This window comes from Halorubrum sp. C191, assembly GCF_002727095.1.
Taxonomy (GTDB): domain Archaea; phylum Halobacteriota; class Halobacteria; order Halobacteriales; family Haloferacaceae; genus Halorubrum; species Halorubrum ezzemoulense.
The window spans coordinates 163115-172988 of the sequence record NZ_NHNZ01000025.1 but is presented as its reverse complement, the minus strand read 5'-3'; the positions used below and the strand labels follow the sequence as shown (position 1 = coordinate 172988).

The following is a 9874-nucleotide window of genomic DNA, read 5'->3' as shown; positions in this document are numbered from 1 at the left end:
CCAGCGTTCGAGGCCGACATCATGCTGGCCGAAAGCGGCATCCGGTCGCTCGACGCGAGCCGGTTCGACCTCGATCCGGGGGAGCTCGGCTACGTCATCCCGACGAACGGCGACCCGGAGTTCCGGGCGTCCGTCGGCGACCGCTACGACCGATCCGCCGACGAGGTGCTGTTCACCTGCGGCACCCAGGAGGCGAACTTCCTGACGTTCCTCTCGCTGCTCGGCGACGACGCCCCCGTCGACGGGGCGGGCGGCGCCTCGGACCCCGACGCGTCGGGCGTCGGCTCCGGCACGCACGCGGTCGTCGTCACGCCGACGTACCAGGCGCTCCACGCCGTCCCGGACGCGTTCGGCGACGTGACCCGCGTCGAACTGGAGCCGCCCGAGTGGGAGTTAGACCCGGGGGCCGTCGCCGACGCGGCCCGCGACGACACGGCCGTGATCGTCGTGAACAACCCGAACAACCCGACCGGGCAGTACCACGACGAGGCCGCGATGCGGGCGGTGTACGACGTCGCGGTCGAGCGCGACGCATACCTGCTCTGCGACGAGGTGTACCGCCTGCTCGCGGAGGACCCGCAGCCGCCGGTCGCGAGCTACGGCGCGCACGGCATCTCCACGACCAGCCTCACGAAGGCGTACGGGCTCGCTGGCCTCCGGTTCGGCTGGATCGCCGGTCCCGAGCCGGTCGTCGAGCGCGCGTGGCGCTGGAAGGACTACACGACCATCTCGCCGAGCCTGTTCGGCCAGCACGTCGCTAAGCAGGTGCTGGGGCGATCCGAGGAGGAGATCCTGACAGAGAACCGCGAACTGGCCGCCGCCCACCGCGAGACGGTCGCGGCGTGGGTCGACGACCACGGCCTCGACTGGCTCGACCCGGTCGGGGTCAACGCGTTCGTGACGGTCCCCGACGGCTTCGCGGACGCGGAGGCGTTCTGCCGGACGGTCGTCGAGGAGGCGAGCGTCGTCCTCGCACCGGGGCATCTGTTCGGCTTCCCGGACCGATTCCGGATCGGGTTCGGACTCCCGACCGAGGAGTTGACAGAGGGCCTCGATCGGGTGAGCGGCGTGATCGAGGAGCACGCGCCGACGGTCGACTCGGCCGCGACGAACGGGGGTGACGCCTGATGGGCGTGTTCGGCGACCTCAAAAACGACGTAGTCGGCTTCGTCCGCAACCCCACCGACGAGCAGAAGATCTTGTTGGTGGCGTTCGTCTCCATGGCGGTCTCGGACCGGTACTTCTATTATAACGACATCCCGTTCGTCGTGCGGACGACCGCGGCCGTCGGCGTCGGCTTCATCGTCATGTTCGTCGTCAGCTACCTGTACACGGGCCAACTCGTCCCGCCGGACGGGAACGTCGACGACGACGAGGAGCCGGAGGAGTACGTGGACGAGCTCGACCCGTAGGCTCGCTTTCGGGACGAGTTCGGTCGCCGCGGTCGTCGCGGCTGCCACGTCGCCGCCGTCATGGTCGCTACGTCGCCGCGGCGGTGCCCGCCACCCCGGAGGACCCGCCGCCGCTCGCGGAGTCACCGCGTCGCCCCAGTCGACCGGGGGAACGCCGAGGTCGCCGTCTGCGTGCGTCGCGATCTCGTGGAGGCACGCGGCCGCCGGAACGTCGGCGTCATCGCGTATCGGCGCGCCGGCGTTGCCGGAGAGGGCGTCGGCGACGCGATCGACTCGGTCGTCCGACGAGCGGAGGACGTACACGACCACGCCGCGGGCCGTCGGGGCGGTTGGACGCCGTCTCGGGCCGGGTAGCGGCGGCATTCCAAACCGTTTATACCCGCGCCGGGGAAATTGGCGGACATGCCGCGAGAGCAGAAGCAGGTTCGCGAACTCCAGGAGGGCAGCTACGTGATGATGGACGACGCGCCCTGTAAGATCAACCACTACAGCACCGCCAAACCCGGTAAACACGGCAGCGCGAAGGCCCGCGTCGAAGGGAAGGGCGTCTTCGACGACAAGAAGCGCTCGCTCTCGCAGCCCGTCGACGCGAAGGTGTGGGTCCCGATCATTCAGCGCAAGCAGGGACAGGTCGTCAACGTCAGCGGCGACGAGGTTCAGGTGATGGACTTAGACACCTACGACACGTTCACGATGCGCATCCCCGAGGGCGAGGACTTCTCCTCGGACGACAACATCGAGTACCTCGACTACGAGGGCCAACGGAAGATCATCGGGTAATCGGCGATGTTCCCCGGGGCGACGACCGACCGCGAAGCTGCTTCCTACGTGGTCGTCGGCGCTCCGCTCGACGCCACGACCACGTTTCAGCCGGGCACCCGGTTCGGGCCGGACCGAGTCCGGCGATTCGCCGAGACGTACGACGACTACGACCGCCGCACCGACAGTCGCTTCTCCGCGCTTGGCGTCCACGACGCGGGCGACGTGCGCCCGTGGGACGACGTGCCGGCGTACCTCGACCACCTCGCCGCCGAACTGCGGAGCGTCGTCTACGACGAGTCGGTCCCGCTCCTCGTCGGCGGCGAACACACGGTCACGCACGCGGGGGTCGAGGCCGTCGACCCCGACGCGCTCGTCATCTGCGACGCGCACCTCGACCTCCGGGACGCATACGACGGGAACCCGCTGAACCACGCCTGCGTCACGCGCCGGTGTCTCGACGACCTCGGCGTCGACCGCACCGTTATCGTCGGCGCGCGGACCGGGTCCGAGGCCGAGTGGGAACGGGCGGCCGACGCCGACGTGGAGGTCGTCGCGCCGGAGGACGCCCGCGAGTGGGTCGACGGTCTCGACGGCGACGCGTTCGCCGGGGAGACGGTCTACTGCTCCGTCGACATCGACGGGCTCGACCCCGCTTACGCTCCCGGTACGGGGACGATGGAACCGTTCGGGGTAGCGCCGCGGACCGTCCGTGACCTCGTCCGCGCGGTCGCGCCGCGCGCCGACGGGTTCGACGCGGTCGAGGTGAACGACCGGGACGACGGGCAGGCGGCGGCGCTGGCCGCGAAGCTCCTGCGGGAGTTCGCGTACTCGCACGCGGCCGCAACGACCGAGTAACCGGGTTTTCGAGGCGAGTTACGACAGTTCGGAGAGGCGGCGCCGCGCGGCGGTCACCGCCTCCATCGAGTCGATCCACTCGCGGGTGTCGGTACACCAGATGCGGTCGCCCTCGACGCTGACGCAGAAGACGGACTCGCCGGAGGGCGAGAGGGTGACGCGGTCGACGTCGGGCCGGTCACCGAGGTACGCGTCGATGAGTCGTCGGGCGGTCTCGGCCTCGGAGCGGAGACGGTTTCCCGCGGCGTACTCGACGGCTATCTCTGTCATGCTCCCAGATTAGAACTACATGATTAATAACTGCTGTTTTCTGGCAGCGATTGCGGCTTTCTCGGCGTCCCGGCAGGGTCGCGCCTCGGCCGCCGATTCACCGACCGTCGAACACGATGTCGCCGTCGACGACGGTCAGCGCCACGTCGATATCGTCGATCGCGTCGTCGCACTCCCACGGCGACGCGTCGAGCGCGACGAGGTCGGCCCGCTTCCCCACCTCGATCGTCCCGAGCCGGTCCTCGTCGAAGCCGGCGTACGCGGCGCCGCGGGTGTACGCCCGCAGCGCCTCGGTGACGGTGAGGCGCTGAGATTCGGCCGGCGCGTTGACCGCATGGTGAACCCCGAACAGCGGGTCCATCGGCATCCCGTCCGAGCCGAACGCGAGCCGGACCCCCGCGTCGAGCATGTCCCGGTAGCGGTTCGTCTCGGCGGTGCGCTCGGATCCCAGTCGCTCCTCGTAGAGACCGCCGGGTTGCGCCCACTTCAGGAAGTTCGGCTGGACGCTCGCGACGACGCCGGTCTCCGCGAGCCACTCGATCGCGTCGTCGTCGGCCAGTTCGGCGTGTTCGACGCGGTGACGGGCTTCCCCGGCGTCGGTCCGGGAGGCGTGCTCGTATGCGTCCAAGACGGCGTCGACGGCCTCGTCTCCGATCGCGTGGGCGGTGAACTGGAGGCCCGCCTCGGTCGCGGTTGCGACGGCCTCGTCCAGCTCGTCGGGATCGACGACCCACTGCCCGGTCTCGTCTGGCGCGTCCGCGTACGGCTCGGAGAGGCGCGCGGTCCGGCCGCCGAAGCTCCCGTCCGTGTACGACTTGATCGCTCCGGTCCGTACCATATCGCTCCCGGCGTTCGTCGCGAGGCCGACCTCCCGGACCGCGTCGAGGTGGTCGCTCCAGTAGTTGATCCGGACGCGGGCGGTGAGCGACCCGGACTCGTCGAGGTCGCGGTAGACCCGGGGCGCGTGCGAGTCGCGGACCATGTCGTGGAAGCCCGTGATACCGCGGGCGGCGCAGCCGTCGAGCGCGGCCTCGACGACCGCGCGCGTCTCGGCCGGGCCGGGCTCGACCGCTCGGTAGATCGGGTCGATGGCGGCTTCGAGCAGGACGCCGGTCGGATCGCCGTCGTCGTCCGTGGGCACCGTCTCGTCGGGAGCGTCGGCGAGCGCGTCGGCGAAGCGGCCGAGCGCGACGCCGTTGACCGCCGCGACGTGCATGTCCTCGCGGAACGCCGCCACCGGGCGCTCGGTCGAGACGCGGTCGAGGTCCGCGCGGGTCAGGTAGCGCGAGTCGTCCCACGTCGACTCGTCGTAACCGTAGCCGAGGACCCAGTCGTCGCTTTCGGGGTCCTCCACCTCGCTCGCTTCGCGTTCCACTTCCGCCGCGCGCTCGGCCAGCAGGTCGACGGCCCCGTCCGGGGAGTCGGCCGCCGAGAGGTCGGCGTGGAGGAGGTAGCGGCCAACGGTGGTCAGGTGGGTGTGCGCGTCGACGAACCCGGGGAGGATGACGCGCCCGTCGAGGTCGACCACGTCCGTGTCGACGCCGGCGAGCAGTTCCACGTCGTGCGTCCGCCCGGTCCGGACGATCTCGCCGTCGCGCACGGCGACGGCCTCGCAGACCGCGTCGCCGCCCGAATCCGGGTCCGCGAGCGTGTGTACCTCCCCGTTCACGAAGATCCGGTCCGCGGCCTCGGTCATGGAACTCCGGGGGGCACACAGCGTGTTAACCGTTCGGGAAACGGCGACCGATTTATTCGGTCGCTCGACGAACCGCCGCGTATGTACGACAACGTGCTCCTCCCGACCGACGGCAGCGTCGGCGTCGACCGCNNCGACCGCTACGATGCGACGCTCCACGTCCTCTACGTCGTCGACAGCGGCGTGGTGAACGCCTACTCCGGCGACGAGTTCGTCGACGGCGCCGAGGGCGCCGAGGAGACGCTCGAAGAGACCGGCCGCGAGTCGCTTGACGCGGTGGCCTCGCTCGCCCGCGACGCCGACGTGGAGGCGGTCACCGCCCTCCGCTACGGCGTCCCGCACGAGGAGATCCTCCGCTACGCCGACGAGGAGGACGTCGACCTCACGGTGATGGGGTCGAAGACGCGCTCCGGCGACTACCGCCGGATGCTCGGCTCCGTCACTGAGCGCGTCTCCCGGCAGTCGACCGCGCCCGTGAGCATCGTGAAGACGACCGTCGACGCCTGAGTCCCGACGCCGCTCCGACTCCGTTTTCTCCCGTCTCCCGCGCTCGCCTCGACGGCGTCAGCCCTCCAGTTCGGCGCCGCACTCCGGACACCGGAGATCGAACCCGTCGTCGCTCGGAACGGCCCGCATGTTCTCGTGTCCGCACTCCGGACACTCCTGCGGGATCCGCACGTCCTCGCTGTCGCGGGGCGCGCCCAGTGCGAACGCGACGACCGGCTCGTCGCCGTCGTTCTTGCCCGACTGGAACTCGCCGGGCGCGAACCGGACCGCCTCGCCCGCGCCGACGCTCACGTCCCCGTCCATCGTCTCGAACGTCGCCTCCCCCTCGACGACGACGAAGATCTCTTCCTGGTCCATGTGAGCGTGAAGCCCGCCGGAGAACCGCTCCCCAGGATCGAGGCGGTAGCGGTTGAGCGCCACGTCGGTCGCCCCGAGCGGCTCCGACAGCCCCCGGCGGTCCACGTCGCTTCCGAGGGCGCTCGGCTCGACCTCGTCGATAGAGACTCGTTCCATACTCACGGACACGGCCTCGCGAGAGTTATGCTTTGACCTCGCGCCGCGGTTTCCGCTCGCCGCCGTCCGACGGGACCCGTCGGCGGACGACGCTTCGGGCGACCGATCACAGCCGGGATCGCGCGTCGCTCGCGACCGCGGACAGGGCGGTCTCCGCGGTGGCCACCCTGTCCGCGAGGCTACAGAACCCGTGCGCCATCGCCGGGTAGTGACGGTGCTCGACCGGCGTTCCCTCGCGCTCGAACCGGTCCGCGAGCGCGACGCCGTCGTCGCGCAGGGGGTCGAACCCGGCGGTGACGACCGTCGCGGGCGCGAGGTCCCCCAAGTCCGCCGCCTCCAGCGGGACCGCGTACGGGTTCGCGGCGTCGATCGGGCTCCGCAGGTACTGCTCGTAGAACCACCGCATGTCCTCGCGCGTGAGCAGCGGGCCGTCCGCGTTCTCCCGGTACGAGTCCGTCTGGAAGTCGCGGCCGGCGATCGGGTACAGCAGGAACTGCCCGGCGGGCGTCGGCGCGTCTCTGACGTCCCGCGCGCGGAGCGACGCCGCGACCGCGAGCGCGCCGCCGGCGCTGGTGCCCGAGACGCCGGTCCGGTCGGGATCGACGCCCAGCGCGTCCGCCGTCTCGGTGACCCACTCCAGCGCCGCGGTCGCCTCGTCGACCGCGACGGGGAACGGGTGCTCTGGCGCGAGCCGGTAGTCGACGGAGACGACGACCGCGTCGGCGCGGACCGCGAGCTCGCGGCAGATCCCGTCGACCGAATCGAGCGTCCCAAGCGTCCAGCCGCCGCCGTGGAAGTGGACGAGGGCGCGGGCCGGCGGGTCGCCCCCTGCGCCCATCGGGTCGGGCGCCCCCGCCGGGCGGTACACCCGGACCGGCACCTCGCCGTGCGGGCCGTCGAACGCGAGGTCGCGGACGTCGGCCACCGGCGGTTCGGGCGGTCCCGAGAACAGGTCGTCTTCGAGGCGGCGGGCGGCATCGACCGAGAGATGGCTCCACGCGGGCAGGCCCAGCGACTCGATCTCGGCGATCGCCGCGGCGAGGTCGGGGTCGAGTTCGTCCGCGCGCATGGCGGACCGAGGCGGTGGGCCTTTGTAAGTCGGACGGGAACTCGGGACGATGGACGTCCGGTTGACCTACGAGGACGGCACGATCCGGGTCGACGCGGACGGCGACCTCGCGCCCGACGCGCTGCCGCCGCTGCCCGGGGTCGAGACGGACCCCCGAACCGGGACCGGCCGGGCGCCCGCCCACCGCTACGCCGAACTCCGGCGGGCGCTCCGGGTGGCCGGCGTCGCAGTCGACGACCGGGTCCTCGACGCGAGCGTGCGCGCCGCGAGCGAGGCCGGGCTCCCGGACGCGCTCGCCACCGACTACGACCTCCGCGAGTACCAGCGCGAGGCGTTGGACGCGTGGCGCGACGCCGGCAACCGCGGCGTCCTCGAGCTGCCGACCGGGGCCGGCAAGACCGTGATCGCGATCCGCGCGATGGTCGAACTCGGCGTTCCGACGCTCGTGGTCGTCCCCACGGTCGACCTGCTCGACCAGTGGCAACGAGAGTTGGAGCGCGAGTTCGACGCCCCGATCGGCCGGTTCGGCGGCGGCGAGCAGCGTCGGGAGGCGATCACGGTGTCGACGTACGACTCCGCGTACCTGAAGGCGGACGGCGTCGGCGACGCCTTCGAGTTCGTCGTCTTCGACGAGGTCCACCACCTCGGCGGCGAGGGGTACCGGGACGCCGCGCGCCTCCTCGCCGCGCCCGCGCGACTCGGGCTCACGGCCACCTTCGAGCGCCCGGACGGCGCCCACGAGGCGGTCGCGGAGCTGGTCGGCGACCGCGTCTACGCGCTCGACGTCGACGACCTCGCGGGCGACCACCTCGCCCCCTACGACATCCGGCGGATCGAGGTGGAGCTCACCGAGGCGGAGCGCGAGCGCTACGACGAGAAACAGGGCACCTTCGTCGAGTACGTCCGCGACGCGGGGATCACGTTTTCGAGCGGGAGCGACTACCAGGAGCTGGTCAAGCGCTCGGGAAACGACCCGGCGGCCCGCGAGGCGCTCCTCGCGAAGCAGGACGCCCGCGAGGTCATGATGAACGCCGACCGCAAGGTCGAGCGGCTCGCGGAGATCCTCGACCGCCACCGCGACGACCGCGTGATCGTGTTCACGGCCCACACCGACCTCGTCTACCGCCTCTCCGAGCGCTTCCTGCTGCCCGCGATCACGGCCGAGACGGGCGCGAAGGAGCGCCGCGAAATCTTGGAGCGCTTCCGCGACGGCACCTACGGCCGGGTCGTCGCCGCGAACGTCCTCGACGAGGGGGTCGACGTGCCGGACGCCAACGTGGCGGTCCTGCTCTCCGGGTCGGGCAGCGAGCGGGAGTTCACCCAGCGGCTCGGCCGCGTGCTCCGCCCGAAGGAGGACGGCGGCCGCGCGACGCTGTACGAGCTCGTCAGCGCCGAGACCGCCGAGGAGCGGGTGGCGAGCCGGCGGCGATGAGCCGGAACGGTCGAGATACGACGGTTAAATGCCCGTGAGCGGCTGCGACGATCGCTTGTAAATGACCGTGCGGTGGCGCGTGCCTCCAAGTGGCCGCTGGAGGCGGCCGCGAGGAGCACGCGCGAGGGACGCCGCGAGCGACCGGAGGGAGCGAGCGGCGAGGCTGGGGAGGCGTGAGGTGCGGTCGCGGGACGGGACTCAAAGGGGCAGCCGCGAGGACGCCGTAGGCGACGTAAGGACCGCAGGAGCGAGCAACACGAGCGACGAGGAACGCAGCGAGCGTACGGCGTCCTCGCGGCTGGGGCTTAGGAAGCGTTCAGCGTCGATCTACGAGCAGCGGTTTATAAGCAAACGAACGGGCTTCGGCGACAGATACCGTCGCTCCGGCGTCTACGCCCAGAGACCCACCGTTTCGAACTGATTAATCGTCGCCGTCCATGTCGAGCGAGCGCTTCTCGCCCAGCTCCGATTCGAGGCTGCCGCGCTCCCAACTCCTGACCGCGTCGCCCTCGACCTCGGCGCGCAGTTTCTCCTCTAAGAGGTTCACCGCGACGCTGTTGGCGCCCTCCGGGATGATCACGTCGGCGTGTTTCTTCGAGGGCTCGATGAACTGCTCGTGCATGGGCTTCACCGTCGAGAGGTACTGGTCGATGACGCCCTCCAGGTCGCGGCCGCGGTCGATCACGTCCCGGCGGATCCGGCGCAGGATCCGCACGTCGGCGTCGGTCTCGACGAAGAGCCGCAGGTCCATCATGTCGTTTATGTCCTCGTCGTACAGCGCCAGGATGCCCTCCAGCACGATGACGTCGGTGGGTTCGACAGTGATCCGCTCGTCTTTCCGATTGTGAATCTCGAAGTCGTACTGCGGCATCTCGACGGACTGGCCCTCCAGGAGGGCTTCGAGGTGCTCCCTGAGGAGTTCCCACTCGAACGCCGAGGGGTGGTCGTAGTTGACCTCCTTGCGCTCCTCGAACTCGAGGTGCGAGAGGTCCTCGTAGTAGTTGTCCAGCGGGATCCGGGTGACGCTGTCGCCGAGGTCGCGGGTGACGAGCCGGGAGACCGTCGTCTTCCCGGCGCCCGTCCCCCCCGCGATCCCGATCACGAACGAGGGAATATGCCCAGTCGCCGTGTCGTTATTCATCTGTCTCACGTCCACTCATACCCGACGAAACACCGGGCGACGTGAAAACGCCTGTGAACTGCCCCACCCCGAACAGCACTCACGACTATCCACCCCTCGACCGAGACGGTCGGGGGTCGTTTCGCTGATCAATCCGCACACCAGAAACGCCAGAGACACGCGCGTCTCTCGCGTGCGGGCGAGAGGTGATGTGCGCCTCGGCGCAAAACCCGCCACG

The 9874-nt window shown here is 70.6% G+C and carries 12 protein-coding genes; 7 read left to right on the top strand and 5 right to left on the bottom strand.

Annotated features, from left to right (window positions below):
* The 5 genes from Z052_RS02190 to speB all read left to right on the top strand — a co-directional run.
* Window positions 1–1128: aminotransferase class I/II-fold pyridoxal phosphate-dependent enzyme (locus tag Z052_RS02190; protein ID WP_099288723.1), on the top strand; the 1128-nt coding region annotated here is incomplete at its 5' end.
* Complete coding sequence (locus Z052_RS02185; protein WP_049932525.1) at window positions 1128–1412, top strand: hypothetical protein; 285 nt, start codon at window positions 1128–1130, stop codon at window positions 1410–1412. The genes Z052_RS02190 and Z052_RS02185, both read left to right, overlap by 1 nt.
* Before the next feature lie 186 nt (window positions 1413–1598).
* Window positions 1599–1766, top strand: coding sequence for a hypothetical protein (locus Z052_RS19635; RefSeq protein WP_158228657.1), 168 nt, complete (start codon window positions 1599–1601; stop codon window positions 1764–1766).
* A 48-nt stretch (window positions 1767–1814) separates the two neighbouring features.
* On the top strand, window positions 1815–2192 hold the full coding sequence (locus Z052_RS02175; RefSeq protein ID WP_049932521.1) for a translation initiation factor IF-5A: 378 nt from the start codon (window positions 1815–1817) through the stop codon (window positions 2190–2192).
* A 6-nt stretch (window positions 2193–2198) separates the two neighbouring features.
* The gene (speB, locus tag Z052_RS02170; RefSeq protein WP_094519719.1) at window positions 2199–3029 is read left to right on the top strand and encodes an agmatinase; all 831 of its coding nucleotides are present in this window, start codon (window positions 2199–2201) and stop codon (window positions 3027–3029) included.
* Between the two features lie 18 nt (window positions 3030–3047).
* On the opposite strand, the gene Z052_RS02165 is transcribed toward speB, so the two are convergent.
* Entirely contained in the window at window positions 3048–3299 is a 252-nt protein-coding gene (locus tag Z052_RS02165) for a hypothetical protein (protein ID WP_049932517.1), read from the bottom strand.
* 97 nt (window positions 3300–3396) lie between these two features.
* Window positions 3397–4995, bottom strand: coding sequence for an amidohydrolase (locus Z052_RS02160; protein WP_094519718.1), 1599 nt, complete (start codon window positions 4993–4995; stop codon window positions 3397–3399).
* 81 nt (window positions 4996–5076) lie between these two features.
* Between Z052_RS02160 and Z052_RS02155 the strand changes: the two genes are divergently transcribed.
* Window positions 5077–5502: a universal stress protein gene (locus tag Z052_RS02155; protein ID WP_099288722.1), complete on the top strand. Its 426-nt coding sequence runs from the start codon at window positions 5077–5079 to the stop codon at window positions 5500–5502.
* A 57-nt stretch (window positions 5503–5559) separates the two neighbouring features.
* Here the strand turns inward: Z052_RS02155 and Z052_RS02150 are convergent, their stop codons facing one another.
* Together Z052_RS02150 and Z052_RS02145 are read right to left on the bottom strand one after the other, a co-directional pair.
* Window positions 5560–6015, bottom strand: a complete 456-nt coding sequence (locus Z052_RS02150; protein ID WP_094495392.1) for a cupin domain-containing protein — start codon at window positions 6013–6015, stop codon at window positions 5560–5562.
* Window positions 6016–6121: 106 nt separating this feature from the next.
* Window positions 6122–7084, bottom strand: coding sequence for an alpha/beta hydrolase (locus tag Z052_RS02145; protein ID WP_094519717.1), 963 nt, complete (start codon window positions 7082–7084; stop codon window positions 6122–6124).
* Between the two features lie 49 nt (window positions 7085–7133).
* Between Z052_RS02145 and Z052_RS02140 the strand changes: the two genes are divergently transcribed.
* Window positions 7134–8516 carry a DEAD/DEAH box helicase family protein gene (locus Z052_RS02140; protein WP_094519716.1) on the top strand — a complete coding sequence of 461 codons (1383 nt, stop codon included), beginning with the start codon at window positions 7134–7136 and terminating at the stop codon, window positions 8514–8516.
* Between the two features lie 421 nt (window positions 8517–8937).
* Here Z052_RS02140 and udk read toward each other — a convergent pair whose 3' ends face one another.
* The gene (udk, locus tag Z052_RS02135) at window positions 8938–9657 is read right to left on the bottom strand and encodes a uridine kinase (protein WP_049932649.1); all 720 of its coding nucleotides are present in this window, start codon (window positions 9655–9657) and stop codon (window positions 8938–8940) included.
* Window positions 9658–9874 lie beyond the last annotated feature (217 nt).